This window comes from Pseudomonas sp. NFIX28 (assembly GCF_900107395.1).
GTDB lineage: Bacteria > Pseudomonadota > Gammaproteobacteria > Pseudomonadales > Pseudomonadaceae > Aquipseudomonas.
In genome coordinates this window covers 87,279-104,073 of the sequence record NZ_FNPW01000003.1, presented here as the reverse complement: position 1 = coordinate 104,073, position 16,795 = coordinate 87,279, and the positions used below count along the sequence as shown (strand labels likewise).

18 protein-coding genes and 1 tRNA gene are annotated in these 16,795 nt (G+C 59.8%); 13 read left to right on the top strand and 6 right to left on the bottom strand.

What is annotated here, in order from left to right:
- Window position 1: 1 nt before the first annotated feature.
- Together BLV20_RS06795 and BLV20_RS06790 are read right to left on the bottom strand one after the other, a co-directional pair.
- Window positions 2-823: an HDOD domain-containing protein gene (locus BLV20_RS06795; protein WP_092298800.1), complete on the bottom strand. Its 822-nt coding sequence runs from the start codon at window positions 821-823 to the stop codon at window positions 2-4.
- A gap of 36 nt (window positions 824-859) precedes the next feature.
- Complete coding sequence (locus tag BLV20_RS06790) at window positions 860-1,801, bottom strand: CAF17-like 4Fe-4S cluster assembly/insertion protein YgfZ (protein WP_092298797.1); 942 nt, start codon at window positions 1,799-1,801, stop codon at window positions 860-862.
- A gap of 149 nt (window positions 1,802-1,950) precedes the next feature.
- Here BLV20_RS06790 and BLV20_RS06785 point away from each other — a divergent pair, with 149 nt between their 5' ends.
- Window positions 1,951-2,205, top strand: coding sequence for an FAD assembly factor SdhE (locus tag BLV20_RS06785; protein WP_007930227.1), 255 nt, complete (start codon window positions 1,951-1,953; stop codon window positions 2,203-2,205).
- Entirely contained in the window at window positions 2,189-2,641 is a 453-nt protein-coding gene (locus tag BLV20_RS06780) for a protein YgfX (RefSeq protein ID WP_092298794.1), read from the top strand. Before BLV20_RS06785 ends, BLV20_RS06780 begins: the two co-directional genes overlap by 17 nt.
- On the opposite strand, the gene nadB is transcribed toward BLV20_RS06780, so the two are convergent.
- A complete protein-coding gene (nadB, locus tag BLV20_RS06775; protein WP_092298791.1) occupies window positions 2,610-4,226 on the bottom strand; it encodes an L-aspartate oxidase in 1,617 nt (538 codons plus the stop codon). The two genes, BLV20_RS06780 and nadB, sit on opposite strands and share 32 nt — an antisense overlap.
- 572 nt (window positions 4,227-4,798) lie before the next feature.
- On the opposite strand from nadB, the gene rpoE reads away from it, so the two are divergent.
- The 4 genes from rpoE to BLV20_RS06755 all read left to right on the top strand — a co-directional run bounded on the left by rpoE (window position 4,799) and on the right by BLV20_RS06755 (window position 8,643).
- Window positions 4,799-5,380 (top strand): RNA polymerase sigma factor RpoE/AlgU, encoded by a 582-nt coding sequence (rpoE, locus tag BLV20_RS06770; RefSeq protein ID WP_007930230.1) that lies wholly within the window; start codon window positions 4,799-4,801, stop codon window positions 5,378-5,380.
- A 31-nt stretch (window positions 5,381-5,411) separates the two neighbouring features.
- Entirely contained in the window at window positions 5,412-5,999 is a 588-nt protein-coding gene (locus BLV20_RS06765) for an RseA family anti-sigma factor (RefSeq protein ID WP_092298788.1), read from the top strand.
- Window positions 6,000-6,007: 8 nt separating this feature from the next.
- The gene (locus tag BLV20_RS06760) at window positions 6,008-6,970 is read left to right on the top strand and encodes a MucB/RseB C-terminal domain-containing protein (protein ID WP_092298785.1); all 963 of its coding nucleotides are present in this window, start codon (window positions 6,008-6,010) and stop codon (window positions 6,968-6,970) included.
- Window positions 6,971-7,218: 248 nt separating this feature from the next.
- Entirely contained in the window at window positions 7,219-8,643 is a 1,425-nt protein-coding gene (locus BLV20_RS06755; RefSeq protein ID WP_092298782.1) for a DegQ family serine endoprotease, read from the top strand.
- Between the two features lie 79 nt (window positions 8,644-8,722).
- Here BLV20_RS06755 and BLV20_RS06750 read toward each other — a convergent pair whose 3' ends face one another.
- Window positions 8,723-10,156 (bottom strand): M48 family metalloprotease, encoded by a 1,434-nt coding sequence (locus BLV20_RS06750; RefSeq protein WP_092298779.1) that lies wholly within the window; start codon window positions 10,154-10,156, stop codon window positions 8,723-8,725.
- 97 nt (window positions 10,157-10,253) lie between these two features.
- Between BLV20_RS06750 and BLV20_RS06745 the strand changes: the two genes are divergently transcribed.
- Together BLV20_RS06745 and BLV20_RS06740 are read left to right on the top strand one after the other, a co-directional pair.
- A complete protein-coding gene (locus tag BLV20_RS06745) occupies window positions 10,254-10,493 on the top strand; it encodes a sulfurtransferase TusA family protein (RefSeq protein ID WP_007930235.1) in 240 nt (79 codons plus the stop codon).
- A gap of 40 nt (window positions 10,494-10,533) precedes the next feature.
- Entirely contained in the window at window positions 10,534-11,604 is a 1,071-nt protein-coding gene (locus BLV20_RS06740; protein ID WP_007930236.1) for an AI-2E family transporter, read from the top strand.
- Between the two features lie 69 nt (window positions 11,605-11,673).
- Here BLV20_RS06740 and BLV20_RS06735 read toward each other — a convergent pair whose 3' ends face one another.
- On the bottom strand, window positions 11,674-12,147 hold the full coding sequence (locus BLV20_RS06735; RefSeq protein ID WP_092298776.1) for a peroxiredoxin: 474 nt from the start codon (window positions 12,145-12,147) through the stop codon (window positions 11,674-11,676).
- 10 nt (window positions 12,148-12,157) lie between these two features.
- Window positions 12,158-12,718: a glycine cleavage system transcriptional repressor gene (locus BLV20_RS06730; RefSeq protein ID WP_092298773.1), complete on the bottom strand. Its 561-nt coding sequence runs from the start codon at window positions 12,716-12,718 to the stop codon at window positions 12,158-12,160.
- Window positions 12,719-13,044: 326 nt separating this feature from the next.
- Here BLV20_RS06730 and dapA point away from each other — a divergent pair, with 326 nt between their 5' ends.
- The 5 genes from dapA to BLV20_RS06700 all read left to right on the top strand — a co-directional run bounded on the left by dapA (window position 13,045) and on the right by BLV20_RS06700 (window position 16,729).
- Window positions 13,045-13,923, top strand: a complete 879-nt coding sequence (gene dapA, locus BLV20_RS06720; RefSeq protein WP_009042590.1) for a 4-hydroxy-tetrahydrodipicolinate synthase — start codon at window positions 13,045-13,047, stop codon at window positions 13,921-13,923.
- A 17-nt stretch (window positions 13,924-13,940) separates the two neighbouring features.
- Window positions 13,941-15,053 carry an outer membrane protein assembly factor BamC gene (bamC, locus tag BLV20_RS06715; RefSeq protein WP_092298770.1) on the top strand — a complete coding sequence of 371 codons (1,113 nt, stop codon included), beginning with the start codon at window positions 13,941-13,943 and terminating at the stop codon, window positions 15,051-15,053.
- Window positions 15,054-15,057: 4 nt separating this feature from the next.
- Window positions 15,058-15,816 (top strand): MBL fold metallo-hydrolase, encoded by a 759-nt coding sequence (locus tag BLV20_RS06710; RefSeq protein WP_092298767.1) that lies wholly within the window; start codon window positions 15,058-15,060, stop codon window positions 15,814-15,816.
- A 28-nt stretch (window positions 15,817-15,844) separates the two neighbouring features.
- On the top strand, window positions 15,845-16,555 hold the full coding sequence (purC, locus tag BLV20_RS06705; RefSeq protein WP_007930242.1) for a phosphoribosylaminoimidazolesuccinocarboxamide synthase: 711 nt from the start codon (window positions 15,845-15,847) through the stop codon (window positions 16,553-16,555).
- A gap of 84 nt (window positions 16,556-16,639) precedes the next feature.
- Window positions 16,640-16,729, top strand: a tRNA-Ser gene (locus BLV20_RS06700).
- Window positions 16,730-16,795: the final 66 nt, after the last annotated feature.

Sequence of the window (16,795 nt, the reverse complement as noted above, 5' to 3'; positions counted from 1 at the left end):
TTCAGTAGAACATTGATCGCGACTCGGCCAGGTCGCTGCACATCGCCTTGTTCTCGGGGTCGATGCCAAGCTTCTTGAAGGCCGGGACGCTAAGGGCATCGATCTTCGCCAGCGGATGGTCGCTGCCCTTGTGGCAATACAGGCTGGCGACTTGCACCAGATCGACATAATCCAGCTGCGTCGACTGGCGCTGGAAGTCCAGGTATTGCCCCGGCAACTTGGCCAACTGTTCCGGAAACTCCCAGACCTGCAGCAACTTGTCGCCCAGCAAGGGATGGATGTGCTCGATCACATGGTTGAGGCTGACCGGGTCGGACAGCAATTCATAGTGATCTTCCGCATAGGTCAGGATCGGCAGCACGCCGATCTGATGCACCAGCCCGCCCAATGCCGCCTGGTCCGGTTTCAGCTGGGTATGGCTGCGGCACAGGGCGTAGCTGACACCCGCCACTTCCAGGCTTTTGCGCCAGACGTCGCGCATCTTCTGCGCGACCACCTCCGAACGGGCATGGAAAATCTGCTCCATGACCAGGCCGATGGCCAGGTTGCTGCTGTAGTTGACGCCCAGCCGGGTAATCGCGGTGTGCAGGTCGGTGACTTCCTGGGTGGCGCGCAGCAGGGGGCTGTTGACCACTTTGATCAGGCGCGCCGACAGCGCCGTATCACGGCCAATCACTTTGCTCAGGGTGCTGACGCTGATTTCCGGATCTTCAGCGGCCCGGCGAATCTGCAGGGCCACTTCCGGTAACGTTGGCAGAACCAGGTCATCGTTATCGATGGCCTCAACCAAATCCTGTTGGACCTTTTCCGCCAGCTCACTCATTTCTGTTCTCTAGGGTATTGCAGGAAGTTGCTGCGATCAGCGCTGGATTTCTCGGTCGCGATCCAGCTGGTAAGGCAGCTCCAGCAGGTGCAGCCCGGGACCTTCGAGCGCGCCAAGGTGGAGATTGCCATCTTCTGCAGCTTCGGCTTGCAGTACGGCCAGGAGTTCAATGTTTTGTCCGGCGTGCGCGGCAATCACCACCTCGCCGATGGAACTGCCGTGGGTCGGAGAAAACAGCGGGGTGCCGGGCTGTGGCAAGGCTTCGGCGTTCAGGGCCAGGCGGTAGAGGCGACGCTTGAGTTTGCCCAGGTACTGCATGCGCGCGACGATTTCCTGGCCGGTGTAGCAGCCTTTCTTGAAGCTGACGCCGCCGATGGCCTGCAAATTGAGCATTTGCGGGATGAACAGCTCACGGGTGGCCGGCATGACCTGGCCGATGCCAGCACGGATCTGGCCCAGCAACCATTGATTCAGATCGCCCTCGGGCAGTTGCGCGGACAGTTTTTCGCGCAGGCTGGCAGCTTGATCCGCCTTGACCCAGAGCTCGGTCCGTCCCGCTGAAACGCGAATGGCGATCAGGCCATCGTGGCGAGCGACCGCGCCGTCTTCCTGTGCTGGCTCAAGGCCGAGGCCGGCCAGCACTGCATCGGCATCGCCCAAGCCGAAGCGCGCCCATAGCGCGCTTTCATCGCTGAGCTTGGCCTTGGAAAACACTGCGTATTTCTTCAGGTCCGCCAGTTGCGGTTCCAGCAACTCGGTAGCCATGGCCAGCAGGCAGCCATCGCCTTCGAGCACGATGCGAAAGCTCGATTGCATGCGGCCTTTCTGGGTGCAACGGGCGCCCAGGCTGGATTGGTTTTCGCTGAGATAGTTGAGATTGCAGGTCAGCTGGCCCTGAAGGAACTTGCTGGCATCAGGGCCGCGGACGGCGAGAACGCCTTCGTGGGACAGGGAGCAGAAAAAAGCGGAATCAGCCATGGGTCATCGCAGGGTAAAAAGTCTGGCGAACATCATAAGGTGACGCCCTTGAAATGGGTAGTTCACAAAGGATGGGTGGTGGCCGACCAAAGCCGACTGTTCCGATGTCCGTCGGGCTGTATACTTGCGCTCTATTTGAGGAGCGCTCCATGGTCGAAGATGTTGAACTGAACCGCCTCTACTGGCACAGCCGCCGCGGCATGCTGGAACTGGACGTGTTGCTGGTGCCATTCGTGAAAGAAGTCTATCCGCATCTGAACGATGTTGATCGTGCCTGCTACGTCAGGCTGCTCGAATGCGAAGATCAGGATATGTTCGGCTGGTTCATGGAACGCTCCGAGTCCGAAGACCCCGAACTGCAACGCATGGTCCGCATGATCCTGGATCGTGTTCAACCCAAGTAACACCTTCGAATGCCGCTGGCAGCCTTCCAGGCGATTGCTGGCGGCCTATCTCCTGGCCCAGCTGTTCGCGCTGGGCGCCTTGCTGGTGCTCGACATTCCGTTGTGGGCCTGTCTGCTCGGGGTTTTGTTGTGCGTGGGCCATGCGGTCTGGGCATTGCCGCGCCAGATCCTGCTGAATCATCCCTCGGCCTTTAGTGGCCTGCGTCGCGATGTCGATGGCTGGCAGCTGTGGTGTGCCGGGCACGGCTGGCGGCCGGTGCAACTGCGTCCTGACAGCCTGGCGCTGCCCATGCTGGTGGTGCTGCGTTTTCGCTTGCCGGGCGAGCGCTGGGTGAGGTCGGTCTGTGTGCCGCGGGATGCGCAGGCGGCCGATGTGCATCGGCGCCTGCGCGTGCGGCTCAAGTTCAGTCGCCGTAGGTGGGCGGCACCAGAATAGTGTCCAGCGCTTCGGGCAGCAGGTTCGGGTAGTCGAGGGTGTAATGCAGGCCCCGGCTTTCCTTGCGTGCCATGGCTGAGCGAATCATCAGTTCGGCGACCTGGGCCAGGTTGCGCAGTTCGATGAGGTCGCGGCTGACCTTGTAATTGCTGTAGAACTCGTCGATTTCGTCCAGCAGCAGGCGCACCCGATGCTGAGCCCGTTGCAGGCGCTTGTTGGTGCGCACGATGCCAACGTAGTCCCACATGAACCGCCGCAGTTCGTCCCAGTTGTGCGCAATGATCACGTCTTCGTCGGAGTCGGTGACCTGGCTGGCATCCCAGGCGGGCAGGGTGATCGGAATGGCGACCTGCGGCAGTTGCTCGAGAATGTCGGCCGCGGCGGAACGGGCATAGACGAAACATTCCAGCAAGGAATTGCTGGCCATGCGGTTGGCGCCGTGCAGGCCGGTGAAGCTGGTTTCGCCAATGGCATACAGGCCCGGGACGTCGGTGCGGCCTTGCTGGTCGACCATCACTCCGCCGCAGGTGTAGTGCGCGGCCGGTACCACCGGGATCGGCTGCTTGGTGATGTCGATGGAGAATTCCAGGCAGCGCTCGTAGACGGTCGGGAAATGACTCTTGATGAAGGCTTCCGGCTTGTGGCTGATGTCCAGGTATACGCAATCGATACCCAGGCGCTTCATTTCATGGTCGATGGCCCGGGCGACGATATCCCGCGGCGCCAGTTCGGCACGCGGGTCGAAACGTTGCATGAAGCGTTCACCGTTGGGCAGCTTCAGGTGCGCGCCCTCGCCGCGCAGGGCTTCGGTAATCAGGAAACTCTTGGCCTGCGGATGATAGAGGCAGGTCGGGTGGAACTGATTGAACTCCAGGTTGGCCACCCGGCAGCCCGAACGCCAGGCCATGGCGATGCCATCGCCACAGGCGCCATCCGGGTTGCTGGTATAGAGGTAGACCTTGGCGGCACCGCCGGAAGCGAGGATGACAAAACGTGCGCCGTAGGTATCGACTTGGCCGGTGGCACGATTGAGCACATAGGCGCCAAGGCAGCGATCCCCTGCCAGCCCCAGGCGTTTTTCGGTAATCAGATCGACGGCGACCCGCTGTTCCAGCAACTCGATATTCGGGCGCTGCCGGGCCTGGTTCAGCAAAGTCTTGAAGATGGCCGCGCCGGTGGCGTCGGCGGCATGGATGATACGGCGATGGCTGTGGCCGCCTTCGCGGGTCAGGTGGAATTCGAAACCACCGTCTTCGGTGTTCGATTGTTCGTCGCGGGTAAAGGGGACGCCTTGATCGATCAGCCATTGAATGGCCTCGCGGCTGTGCTCGACGGTAAACCGCACCGCGTCTTCATGGCATAGGCCGCCACCGGCGTTGAGGGTGTCATCGACGTGGGATTCGACGGTGTCGGTGTCGTCCAGCACCGCGGCGACGCCGCCCTGAGCCCAGTAGGTCGAGCCATTGGCAAGATCGCCTTTGCTCAATACGGCGATGCGCAGGTGACCGGGCAAGGTCAGCGCAAGGCTCAAACCGGCAGCGCCGCTGCCTATCACCAGAACATCGTGTTGAAACTGTTGGCTCATTGGAAGATTCCGCTCAAAAAGCGACCCGGGTCGGGGTTGGCGCAAGACGCCTGGATCGGCGAGTCAAAGCAGCCATGCAGCCCACTAGTATATAGAGGGGGGGATCGGCACAATAGCGGTGCCTTCGTGGCATTATGAAATTATGAATGCGGGAGAAGCGGTATCGCGAAGCGGTGGCGAGAGGCTCGATTTTTTTTGTCAAATCGAGGAGCTGGCAACTGTATCGAAGATGTAGCAACCTTTTTCTCTTCATGGTTACACAATGTTCGCTCTGCACGGCTATAAAGATTGGGAACTTTTAATACGGCCCCAAACTCAATAGAAGGTTGCCTGATAGAAGGGACAGCGTCGGTTTTTATGCAGGACTTGTGTTGTGGTCGTGCAACTCAATTCGACGACAGGATTATTCGCGCAGCCGGCCTTGCCCGCGCTGCGTTTTTCGTGCGTGCCAAATCAGAGCCCGCAGGAAACTTGCTTGGAGGGGGAGAACTTTTGCGAAAAGCCCGAGTCTATGTTTGCAAGCCTGATCGTTCAGTTATGCAAGCCTCCTCCGAGCTTATCGAGGAGTGTTCATGCTAACCCAGGAAGAGGATCAGCAGCTGGTCGAGCGCGTTCAGCGCGGCGACAAGCGAGCTTTCGATCTGCTAGTGCTGAAATACCAGCACAAAATTCTCGGGTTGATCGTGCGTTTTGTGCACGACACCCATGAAGCCCAGGATGTTGCACAAGAAGCCTTTATCAAGGCTTACCGTGCGCTTGGTAATTTCCGCGGTGACAGTGCGTTTTATACGTGGCTGTATCGTATCGCCATCAACACGGCGAAAAACTATCTGGTTTCACGCGGCCGCCGGCCGCCGGATAGCGATGTCAGTTCCGAGGATGCGGAGTTCTACGATGGCGATCATGGCCTCAAGGATCTCGAATCGCCGGAGCGCGCATTGCTGCGGGATGAGATCGAAGGCACCGTCCATCGAACCATTCAGCAACTGCCAGAAGATTTGCGTACGGCTTTAACTTTACGTGAATTCGATGGTCTGAGTTACGAGGACATTGCCAGTGTCATGCAATGTCCGGTGGGTACCGTGCGCTCCCGGATTTTCCGCGCTCGGGAGGCCATCGATAAAGCCCTGCAGCCGTTGTTGCAGGAAACCTGAGACAGCGGCGACAGCCAAGAGAGGAACCGCCATGAGTCGTGAAGCCCTGCAGGAATCGCTGTCCGCGGTGATGGATAACGAAGCGGACGAACTGGAATTACGTCGGGTATTGAATGCCGTCGACGAAGTGGAAACCCGTGAGACCTGGGCTCGTTACCAGATCGCCCGGGCAGCCATGCACAAGGAGTTGCTGCTTCCGCGTCTGGATATCGCCGCGGCCGTTTCTGCTGCGCTGGCTGACGAAGCCGTACCGGCCAAGGCCGCTCGTGGTCCATGGCGCAGCCTGGGTCGCCTGGCCGTTGCCGCATCGGTAACCGTTGCCGTATTGGCGGGTGTTCGCCTGTACAACCAGGACGAGATCGCCGGCGTCGAGCTGGCACAGCAATCCAATCAGGCAACCCTTGCTGCTCCTCAAGTAAAAGGTCCTGCGGTATTGGCCGGCTACAATGAGAGTTCCGAAGCCACTGGCCCTATGGCCAACGGTGTATTGCAAGGTCAGCCAGGCTGGCACGATCAGCGTCTGCCAGGCTACTTGCGTCAGCATGCTCAAGAAGCTGCACTGAAGGGCACTGAAAGCGCTCTGCCTTATGCTCGTGCGGCGAGCCTGGAAAACCGTTAAGGAGGATCATGCGCGCCATCCCTCTACTCTCGCTTCTGCTCAGTGGCTGGTTCATTGTTCCAGCCCACGCCGACGAAGCTCAGGATTGGTTGAAACGTCTTGGGCAAGCCGAGCAGCAGCAAAGCTTCCAGGGTACTTTCGTCTACGAGCGTAACGGTAGTTTTTCTACCCATAACATCTGGCATCGTGTCCAGGATGGTCAGGTCCGCGAGCGATTGATTCAGCTCGACGGTTCCGCTCAAGAGGTTGTGCGTGTTGATGGGCGTACCCAGTGTGTCAGCGGTACGCTGGTGGCTGGATTGGGGGATTCTCCCAACTCTTCGGCCCACTCACTTGATCCAGAAAAACTCAAGAATTGGTACGACCTTGCTGTCATCGGCAAGTCGCGTGTGGCTGGGCGCTCAGCGGTCATTGTTTCCCTGACCCCGCGGGACCAGCACCGTTATGGTTTTGAATTGCATCTGGACCGCGAGACGGGCCTGCCGCTGAAATCGTTGCTGTTGAACGATAAGGGGCAGTTGCTCGAACGCTTCCAGTTCACCCGCCTGGACACGGCGGATGTGCCAAAAGACAACGAGCTTCAGGCCAGTGCCGAATGCAAGGCTATCGCCGTGGACAGCGACAAGGCCGCTGCGGTGAAAGCTGCACAGACCTGGCATTCGGATTGGTTGCCGCCAGGCTTCGAGCTGACCAGCAGCAGTGTGCGCAAAGATCCCGACACCAAGATCATGGTCAACAGCCTGATGTATGGCGATGGCCTGGCCCGTTTTTCGGTGTTCCTTGAACCGCTCAATGGTGCGACGGTAACCGATACCCGTACTCAATTGGGCCCGACCGTGGCGGTTTCCCGTCGCCTGACCACGCCTAATGGCGAAATGATGGTTACGGTGGTGGGCGAGATACCTATCGGTACTGCCGAGCGGATTGCCTTGTCGATGCGTACCGACGCCGCTCCGGCCAAGGTGCAGTGAATGTCTCCCGGAGGTGTTCATCGAGCGTTAATGTTGGTTGTATAAGAAGTCTGCAATGCAGCTTTGCAATCGAGACATCTAAATATTCGGTGAACATTTTCATTTGCAAAACCTCCTGTTTTTTCTTATAGGTCAGAGCCACTAGGTTCTGGCCTTGTTTGTCGTTTCCGGGACAAAAGTACCGCGCGAATCGCCTGGTACGGCTTGTTCCCTTATCGCTTAACCACGCTCGTTGTAATGGGAGCCGTATGTCGATACCACGTTTGAAATCCTATCTTTCCATTTTCGCTACTGTGCTAGTGCTCGGTCAGGCCGTTGCCGCGCAGGCAGCGGACTTGCCTGACTTCACGCAGCTGGTCGAGCAGGCATCGCCTGCCGTGGTCAACATCAGTACTACGCAGAAACTCCCGGACCGCAAGGTTTCCGCCCAGATGCCGGACCTCGAAGGCCTGCCGCCGATGTTGCGCGAGTTTTTCGAGCGCGGCATGCCGCCGCCAAGCTCGCCGCGTGGCGATCGCCAGCGTGAGGCCCAATCCCTGGGCTCGGGCTTCATCATTTCGTCGGACGGTTACATCCTCACCAACAACCATGTGATTGCCGATGCGGATGAAATTCTTGTGCGTCTGGCCGACCGCAGCGAACTGAAGGCCAAGCTGATCGGCACCGATCCACGGTCCGACGTGGCGTTGCTGAAAATCGAAGGCAAGGACCTGCCGGTGCTTAAACTGGGCAAATCCCAGGACTTGAAAGCCGGTCAGTGGGTTGTGGCCATCGGTTCGCCGTTCGGTTTCGACCATACCGTGACCCAGGGCATCGTCAGTGCCGTCGGCCGCAGCCTGCCGAATGAAAACTACGTACCGTTCATCCAGACCGACGTGCCGATCAACCCGGGCAACTCCGGTGGTCCGCTGTTCAACCTGGCTGGTGAGGTCGTGGGTATCAACTCGCAGATTTACACCCGTTCCGGTGGTTTCATGGGCGTGTCCTTCGCTATCCCGATCGACGTTGCCATGGACGTTTCCAACCAGCTGAAAGCCGGTGGGAAAGTCAGCCGCGGCTGGCTGGGCGTGGTCATCCAGGAAGTGAACAAGGACCTGGCTGAATCGTTCGGCCTGGAAAAACCGGCCGGTGCACTGGTGGCACAAATCCAGGACGACGGCCCGGCGGCCAAGGGTGGCCTGCAGGTAGGCGATGTGATCCTGAGCATGAATGGCCAGCCGATCGTCATGTCGGCGGACCTGCCGCATCTGGTGGGTGCCCTCAAGGCGGGTGCAAAAGCCAATCTTGAAGTGATTCGTGACGGCAAGCGCAAGAACGTCGAATTGACCGTAGGTGCGATTCCGGATGAAGACAAAACCCTGGATGTCATTGGCAAGTCCGGCGCTGAGCGCAGCAGCAACCGTCTGGGTGTTGCGGTGGTCGAACTGACCGATGAGCAAAAGAAAGCCTACGACCTCAGGAGTGGCGTGGTGATCAAGGAAGTCCAGGACGGCCCAGCCGCCTTGATCGGCCTGCAGCCGGGCGACGTGATCACTCACCTGAACAATCAGGCGATCACTTCGACCAAGAACTTCACTGAAATCGCCCAGGCGCTGCCGAAGAACCGTTCGGTATCGATGCGGGTTCTGCGTCAGGGACGTGCCAGCTTCATTACCTTCAAACTGGCCGAGTAATCCGTGTAGCGGGTTGATTGCGCAATTAAAAAAAGCCCGCCTCGAAAGAGGCGGGCTTTTTTGTTGGCGCTGTTTGGGCTCAGCGCATCATGTCCTTGACCATCTGCTCCTGGTCCATGAGCTCACGCTGACGTGCATCGATCCGCGAAGACAAGGGGAAGTTGCTGCCGGCGCGACGTTTGGCGAAATCCAGTTGCTGGATCGCCTGGCGATAGTCGCCGACCAGGGCGAAATATTCGGCCCGTGCCTGATGCAAACCGATGATATTGCCAGACAGGCCGCGGGTTTCCGCCACCGAGTACCAGACGTCCGGGTCGTCGGAGCGGGTCTTGAGCAGGTTTTCCAGGGCCTTTTCGGCGTCCGCCGGGCGATTCTGCTTGAGCAGCAGGTCGACCCTGACCTGGTTCAATGGATAGTTGCCCGGATATTGCGCAAGCATTTTATCCACCCGGGCCTGGGCATCCGAAAAGCGGCTAGTGGCAGTATCCAGGTCGATCTGAGCCAGGTTGTAAGTGATGTCGTTGGGCTGCTTGGCCAGCAGCTGCTTCAGGTTTTCCCGGGCATCGTTGAATTGGCTGCCCTTGATCTGGGCGATGGCGAGGCCATAGCGGGCGATATCGTTTTTCGGGTTTTCGTCTAGCTGGGCGCGAAAGCGCTTGGCGCCGATGCCAGGAGACTCTTCGTAGATCAATTGCACCCGTGCGCGAATCAGTTGGTAACGCAGGCTGTCTTCCTTGCCGCCGGCCTTGGCCTGTTCGGCGCGGTTGCGGGTGTCGGCGATCCGCGATTCGGTGACCGGGTGAGTCAGCAGGAACTCCGGCGGCTTGGCGTCGAAACGGTACTGGCGCATCAGGCGCTCGAACATGGTCGGCATGGAGCGTGGGTCATAACCGGCCTTTTCCAGGTTGAGGATGCCGATGCGGTCGGCTTCCTGCTCGTTCTGCCGGGAGAAGCGCCGTTGTTCCTGGATGGCCGCGGCCTGGGTGCCGGCAATGGCGGCGATCCCGGCGTCGCCACCGCCCGCCGCGGCGATCACGATACCGGCCAGCAGGGCAGCCATCATTGGCACCTGCATGCGTTGCGAGGCTTCGACGCCGCGGGCGAAGTGGCGTTGCGACAAGTGGGCCAATTCGTGAGCCAGCACCGAGGCATATTCGCCTTCGGTCTGGGCATTGAGGAACAGGCCGCCGTTGACCCCGACAATTCCGCCTGGAGCGGCAAAGGCGTTGAGTTGCGGGCTGTTGATCAGAATGAATTCGAGACGCCGGTCGTTGACCTGGCTGGTCTCGACCAGTTTGTAGACGCTGGTCTCGACGTAATCCTTGAGCTGCGGGTCATTGAGCTGCGAAACCTGGCTGCGCAGCAACGCCAGCCAGGCGCGACCCAATTGGTGTTCCTGTTGGGGCGAGACAATGGCAGAACTGGCGTCACCGAGTGATGGCAGGTCGTCGGCGAAGCCTGGTGAGGCGAGCAGGCAAGCGAGCGTCAGCAGGGTAGGGCGCAAAAAAGTCATGCACAAAGCCTTAGTCGACAAAGAGTCTACTGTAGCCGGACACCGGGCCGTGGACCAGATATTCTAGGCACCTCGACGACCTGCCCGGAGTGACGCAATGACTGATGCTGTAGCCCACGACGCCGAGCTCGATGCCAGCGGGCTGAACTGCCCGCTGCCGCTGCTCAAGGCCAAGATGGAACTCAATCGCCTGGCCAGCGGCGCGGTGCTCAAGGTGATCGCCACCGATGCCGGTTCCCAGCGCGACTTTCGCACCTTTGCCCGTTTGGCCGGTCATACCCTGCTTCGCGAGGAAGACGAAGCGGGGGTTTATCGTTACTGGCTGAAAAAGGCCTGAGCAGTCCCGGAAATCACCGCGCTCTGTCTAAGGATCATTGATGTTCAAAGTGTTACGCGACTGGATTCAGCGCTACTTCTCTGACGAAGAGGCTGTGGTGCTGGCCGTTCTGTTATTCCTGGCCTTCACTGCCGTGCTGACCCTGGGGGGCATGCTCGCACCGGTGTTGGCGGGGATGGTGCTGGCCTACCTGATGCAGGGCCTGGTGCTCACGCTGGAGCGCTGGCGCTTGCCCGGCGGGGCCGCGGTGGGCCTGGTCTTTGCCTTGTTCATGGGGCTGCTGCTGGTATTCATTGTGGTCGTCGTGCCGCTGCTCTGGCACCAGCTGATCACCTTGTTCAACGAGTTGCCGGGCATGCTCGCCAAGTGGCAATCGCTGCTTTTGCTGTTGCCGGAGCGTTATCCGCACCTGGTGTCCGACGAGCAGGTATTGCAGGCGATCGAGGTGGCGCGTGGCGAAATCGGTAAATTCGGCCAATGGGCGCTGACTTTCTCGCTGTCCAGCCTGCCGCTGCTGGTCAACATCATGATCTACCTGGTGCTGGTGCCGATCCTGGTGTTTTTCTTCCTCAAGGACCGGGCGATGATCAGCCAGTGGGTGCGCGGCTATCTGCCGCGCGAGCGGGCCCTGATTACCCGGGTGGCCCAGGAAATGAACCGGCAGATCGCCAACTACATTCGTGGCAAGGTGATCGAGATCGTCATTTGCGGCGGGGTCACATACATCGCCTTCGTTGCCTTGGGGCTGAACTATGCGGCGCTGCTGGCGTTGCTGGTGGGGATTTCGGTGGTGGTGCCCTACGTCGGGGCGGTGGTGGTGACCGTGCCGGTAGCGCTGATTGCCTTGTTCCAGTGGGGCTGGAGCGACCAGTTCATTTATCTGATGGCGGTCTACGGGATCATTCAGACCCTGGACGGCAACGTACTGGTGCCGCTGCTGTTCTCCGAGGCGGTAAACCTGCATCCGGTGGCGATCATCTGTGCAGTACTGTTGTTTGGCGGGCTGTGGGGCTTCTGGGGGGTGTTTTTCGCGATTCCCCTGGCCACCTTGTTCAAGGCGGTACTGGATGCCTGGCCACGTAAAGAGCCGGTTGTGGCGCCACTGCTCTAAAGGTCACGCCGCTGCGGAAATGAAAAGGGGCGGCTGAATCAGCCGCCCCTTATCCATTCAGTTACAGGCTCAGGCCTTGTTCAGCGCCTGAGCGGCAGCCAGTACCGCATCCACGTGGCCTGGCACTTTTACGCCACGCCATTCCTGACGCAGCACACCATTCTTGTCGATCAGGAACGTGCTGCGGTCGACGCCCATGTATTCCTTGCCGTAGAGCTTCTTCAGCTTGATCACGTCGAACAGCTGGCAGACGGCTTCGTCCTTGTCGCTGATCAGCTCGAAGGGGAACTCCTGCTTGCACTTGAAGTTCTCGTGGGACTTCAGGCCATCGCGGGAAATGCCGAACACTTCGGTGTTGGCAGCCTTGAACGCCGCATATTGATCGCGAAAGCCCTGGCCTTCGGTGGTGCAGCCTGGCGTGCTGTCCTTCGGATAGAAGTAGATCACCACCTGCTTGCCTTTGAGCGCCGCAAGGCTGACGGTCTGGCCGCTGGTGGCGGGGGCTTCGAAGTGGGCAACGGGTTGGTCGATGGCAACGGCCATTAGGGCTTCCTTACATTGGGTTCTGTGGGCGCCATGGCTCGATCAATGCGTCGAGATTCATGGCGTCGGCGAAGTCCAGAAACTGATCGCGCAGCCAGCTGATCTGGGTGCCGGCCGGCAAGGTCACGGTGAAGGTGGCGTTGAGCATGCTGCCGCCGGTCTGTGGTGCCTGATAGGTATCGCAGGTCAGGTTCTCCAGCTCGACGTGGTGATCGATGAAGAACTGGCACAGTTCGTTGACGATGTCCGGACGATAGGCGGCGCTGACATAAGCCACATAAGGCAGGGCCTGTGGACGGTTTTCCAGGGCAGCGCTGCGTACCACGTTGACGGTGAAGGCGTATTTCTTCGCCAGCGACGGCAGGCCTGTCTCCAGGCGCGCCAGGGCATCCCAGCTGCCGGAAACCTCCAGGACCAGCGCACTGCACTCGCCATGGCGGGTCAGGCGAGAGGTCACCACGGCGCAGCGATTTTCATGGCTGGCGCGGCACAGGACGTTGGTCAGCTCCATGGGGTTGGCGCCGAGGGCACTGATGACAAGGAATTGTTCGCGAACTGTGGGGGTGGACATGCAGCATTCCTAAAGCGATGAGCGGTCGATACTTTTGCGGGCTCGAATACTGGGTAAGCGTCCAGATGCGGTTCCAGAAGCCCTGAATCGCCAGGTTGCGACGAGCTCCGGTAAGGCGAGAGCGAGGGGCGGCAACGCAGGATTGAGGCTTCGGATGCCGAAAAGGGAGGCTGGAACCCGACGTACAAGCTTATCAGTACCGATCAAAGCCTGAAGGGTAGCGAAATACATCGCTCAGGGGAATGCTCGCAGCGCGGTACTTCGCTTGTACAAGCATCTTGGCGCCAGTACCATTACCGCTCTCTTTTTCCGGCAGGAGCGGTTGCATGATTGCGGGCAGTATGGTGGCACTGGTCACACCCATGGATGCACAGGGTCGTCTCGACTGGGACAGCCTGAGCAAACTGGTGGACTTCCACCTGCAAGAGGGCACCAACGCCATTGTGGCGGTCGGCACTACAGGTGAGTCGGCGACCCTCGATGTGAACGAACACATCGAAGTGATTCGTCGCGTGGTCGCTCAGGTTGCAGGGCGCATCCCGGTGATCGCCGGTACCGGCGCGAACTCGACACGCGAAGCGATCGAGCTGACCACCAACGCCAAGATTGCCGGTGCCGACGCGTGCCTGCTGGTAACCCCTTATTACAACAAGCCGACGCAAGAAGGCCTGTATCAGCATTTCCGCGCTATTGCCGAAGCCGTCGACATCCCGCAGATCCTCTATAACGTGCCTGGCCGCACCGCTTGCGACATGCAGGCCGAGACTGTGATCCGCCTGTCGACCGTGCCGAACATCATCGGCATCAAGGAAGCCACTGGCGACCTGCAGCGCGCCAAGGACATCCTGGCCGGCGTCAGCAGCGATTTCCTGGTGTACTCCGGCGACGACGCAACCGCCGTCGAACTGATCCTGCTGGGTGGCAAGGGCAATATTTCGGTGACCGCCAACGTGGCGCCAAAAGCCATGAGCGAGATGTGCGCCGCCGCGATGCGTGGCGATGCCGCCACCGCTCGGGCGATCCACGAGAAGCTGATGCCGCTCAACAAGACTCTGTTTATCGAATCCAACCCTATTCCCGTGAAATGGGCCCTGTGCGAGATGGGCTTGATGGCAAACGGTATCCGTCTGCCGCTCACCTGGCTCAGTGCTGCCTGTCACGAACCGCTGCGGCAGGCCATGCGCCAGTCCGGCGTATTGGTTTAATTGAGGAAGTACTACGCATGAAGCGATTGGCCGGACTTTCCGCACTTGCCTTGATTATCTCCAGCACCAGTGGCTGCGGTTGGATTTGGGGGCCGGAAGGCTACTTCCGTGACCGCGGCAGCGATTACCTGCAAGCGCAACAGACCGCACCGATGCAACTGCCGTCGGATGTCAACACTTCCAAACGCCTTGATCCGCTGTTGCCGATCCCGCGCAACGTGGCCGACGACACCGTCAAGGGCGAATACGTCGTGCCGCGTCCGCAGCCGTTGGGCTCGGTGGCCGATGCCAGCGACTACACCCTGCAGAAGAGCGGTGATTCGCGTTGGGTCATGGCCCAGCACGCCCCTGCCGAAGTCTGGCCGGTGGCCATGCAGTTCTTCCAGGACAATGGTTTCCGTATTGACGAACAACGTCCGCAAACCGGTGAGTTCACCACCAGCTGGCAGCGTTCCGACGAGCTCTCCGCGTCCATGGCCAAGCGCCTGGGCAGCGTAGGTTCGGCCGATAACGAAACCCGCGTGCGGGTGCGTATCGAACCCGGCGTGCAGCGCAATACCAGTGAAGTCTACGTGGTCAGCGCCGAGCGTCCTGTCGGCAGCACTTCCAATGTCGATTTCACCAACCGCTCGGTCAACACCAGCCTGGATGCCGCGCTGGTCGACGAAATGCTTGCCAGCATGAGCCGCAGCGCCGAGAAGGGCGGTTCGGTTTCCCTGTTGGCTGCGCGTGATTTCGATACCCCTAGCCGTGTCAGCCTCACCGAAGACGGCAGCGGCAACGTGGTGCTCAACCTCGGCGAAGACCTCGATCGCGCCTGGTCGAGCGTCGGCCGCGCCCTGGAGCAGGGCGAATGGCGTGTTGAAGACATCAACCGCAGCCTGGGCCTGTACTACATCAACCTGGCGGAAAAGGCCGAGAAGAAAGACGACGAGCCGGGCTTCTTCGGCAAGTTGTTCGGCAGCGCACCGGCCAAGGAAGAAATCGAAGCCCGCGCCGAGCGTTATCAGGTTCGCCTGAGCAAGGTGGGCGACAACGTCCAGGTTACCGTCGAAAAAGACATCAATACCGTTGCCCCGCCTGAAGTGGCGCGCAAGGTCTTGGGCGTGATTCAGGACAACCTGGGCTGATCCGATGCGTTTCGCCGTTCTCGGCAGTGGAAGCCAAGGGAATGGCACGCTGATAGCCAGTGACGACACCTACGTCCTGGTGGATTGTGGTTTCTCCTTGCGCGAAACCGAGCGGCGCCTGCTGCGCCTGGGGGTCGACCCCGCGCAGCTGAGCGCGATTCTGGTAACCCACGAACATGCCGACCACGTGCATGGCGTGGGTTTGCTGTCTCGGCGCTACAATTTACCGGTCTACCTCAGTCGCGGCACATTGCGCGGGATGCGCAAACCGCTGGAAGCCGCAGGTTTTCTTGCCGGCGGCGAGACGCTTCAGGTCGGTGCCTTGAGCATCGACGTGACCTGCGTCGCCCACGATGCGTTGGAACCAGTGCAGTACGTATTCAGTGACGGCCAGCGGCGTTTCGGCCTGTTGACCGATCTGGGTTCCTACTGCGACAGGGTGATCGACCGCTATCGCGGGCTGGATGCCTTGATGATCGAGGCCAATCACTGCCGCGACATGCTGGCCCGAGGTTACTACCCGTATTTCCTCAAGCAGCGAGTCGGCGGGGAACTGGGACATTTGAACAACCATCAGGCCGCAAGCCTGGTGGCCGAGTTGGGCTGGCAGGACCTGCAGCATCTGGTCCTGGCCCATCTCAGCAGCAAGAACAACCTGCCGCAGCTGGCCCGGCAATGTTTTGTCGACACCCTTGGGTGCGACCCGGACTGGCTGCAACTGGCCGATCAAGATTCAGGGCTCGACTGGCGACACATCGCCTAGCCCACCTACTTAGCAAGCGGAGCCCATCATGGAAAAACGTGAAGAACTCTACCGTGGCAAGGCCAAATCGGTTTACAAGACCGACGACGCCGACCGCCTGGTCCTGCTGTTTCGCAACGACACCTCGGCGTTCGACGGCAAGCGTATCGAGCAGCTCGATCGCAAAGGCATGGTGAACAACAAGTTCAACGCCTTCATCATGCAGAAGCTCGAAGAGGCCGGCGTGCCGACTCAATTCGACAAGCTGCTGGGCGACAACGAGTGTCTGGTGAAGAAGCTGGACATGATCCCGGTCGAATGCGTCGTGCGTAACTACGCCGCCGGCAGCCTGGTCAAGCGCCTGGGTGTGGAAGAGGGCCTGAAGCTCAATCCATACACCTTCGAACTGTTCCTGAAGGACGACGCCAAGGGCGACCCGTTCATCAACGAATCCCACGTCGTAGCCTTTGGCTGGGGCACCGCCGAGCAACTGGCGCGCATGAAAGAACTGTCGCTCAAGGTCAACGAAGTCCTGAGCAAGCTGTTCGACGATGCCGGCCTGCTGCTGGTGGACTTCAAGCTCGAGTTCGGCGTATTCCACGGCCAGATCGTCCTGGGTGACGAGTTCAGCCCGGATGGCTGCCGCCTGTGGGACAAGGAAACCCGCAAGAAGATGGACAAGGACCGCTTCCGCCAGGGCCTCGGTGATGTGATCGAAGCTTACGAAGAAGTCGCCAATCGTCTGGGTGTACCGCTGTAATCGACGCAACCGACTGATAGCACGGAAAAAATTTGCCCGAGGGGCTTCGCTTCGGGCAAAGGTGCTGTTATGATGCGCGCCGTTGGAGAGATGCCAGAGTGGCCGAATGGGACGGATTCGAAATCCGTTGTACCTTCGCGGGTACCTAGGGTTCGAATCCCTATCTCTCCGCCATACAAATGAAAGCCCCGTAGCTGAAAAGCTACGGGGCTTTTTTGTTTGGGGGCAGATTGTGCCCTG

Coding starts and splice junctions, on each gene's coding strand:
- BLV20_RS06795 (WP_092298800.1), bottom strand. CDS start 823: ATGAGTGAGCTGGCGGAAAAGGTCCAACAGGATTTGGTTGAGGCCATC.
- BLV20_RS06790 (WP_092298797.1), bottom strand. CDS start 1,801: ATGGCTGATTCCGCTTTTTTCTGCTCCCTGTCCCACGAAGGCGTTCTC.
- BLV20_RS06785 (WP_007930227.1), top strand. CDS start 1,951: ATGGTCGAAGATGTTGAACTGAACCGCCTCTACTGGCACAGCCGCCGC.
- nadB (WP_092298791.1), bottom strand. CDS start 4,226: ATGAGCCAACAGTTTCAACACGATGTTCTGGTGATAGGCAGCGGCGCT.
- rpoE (WP_007930230.1), top strand. CDS start 4,799: ATGCTAACCCAGGAAGAGGATCAGCAGCTGGTCGAGCGCGTTCAGCGC.
- BLV20_RS06765 (WP_092298788.1), top strand. CDS start 5,412: ATGAGTCGTGAAGCCCTGCAGGAATCGCTGTCCGCGGTGATGGATAAC.
- BLV20_RS06760 (WP_092298785.1), top strand. CDS start 6,008: ATGCGCGCCATCCCTCTACTCTCGCTTCTGCTCAGTGGCTGGTTCATT.
- BLV20_RS06755 (WP_092298782.1), top strand. CDS start 7,219: ATGTCGATACCACGTTTGAAATCCTATCTTTCCATTTTCGCTACTGTG.
- BLV20_RS06750 (WP_092298779.1), bottom strand. CDS start 10,156: ATGACTTTTTTGCGCCCTACCCTGCTGACGCTCGCTTGCCTGCTCGCC.
- BLV20_RS06745 (WP_007930235.1), top strand. CDS start 10,254: ATGACTGATGCTGTAGCCCACGACGCCGAGCTCGATGCCAGCGGGCTG.
- BLV20_RS06740 (WP_007930236.1), top strand. CDS start 10,534: ATGTTCAAAGTGTTACGCGACTGGATTCAGCGCTACTTCTCTGACGAA.
- BLV20_RS06735 (WP_092298776.1), bottom strand. CDS start 12,147: ATGGCCGTTGCCATCGACCAACCCGTTGCCCACTTCGAAGCCCCCGCC.
- BLV20_RS06730 (WP_092298773.1), bottom strand. CDS start 12,718: ATGTCCACCCCCACAGTTCGCGAACAATTCCTTGTCATCAGTGCCCTC.
- dapA (WP_009042590.1), top strand. CDS start 13,045: ATGATTGCGGGCAGTATGGTGGCACTGGTCACACCCATGGATGCACAG.
- bamC (WP_092298770.1), top strand. CDS start 13,941: ATGAAGCGATTGGCCGGACTTTCCGCACTTGCCTTGATTATCTCCAGC.
- BLV20_RS06710 (WP_092298767.1), top strand. CDS start 15,058: ATGCGTTTCGCCGTTCTCGGCAGTGGAAGCCAAGGGAATGGCACGCTG.
- purC (WP_007930242.1), top strand. CDS start 15,845: ATGGAAAAACGTGAAGAACTCTACCGTGGCAAGGCCAAATCGGTTTAC.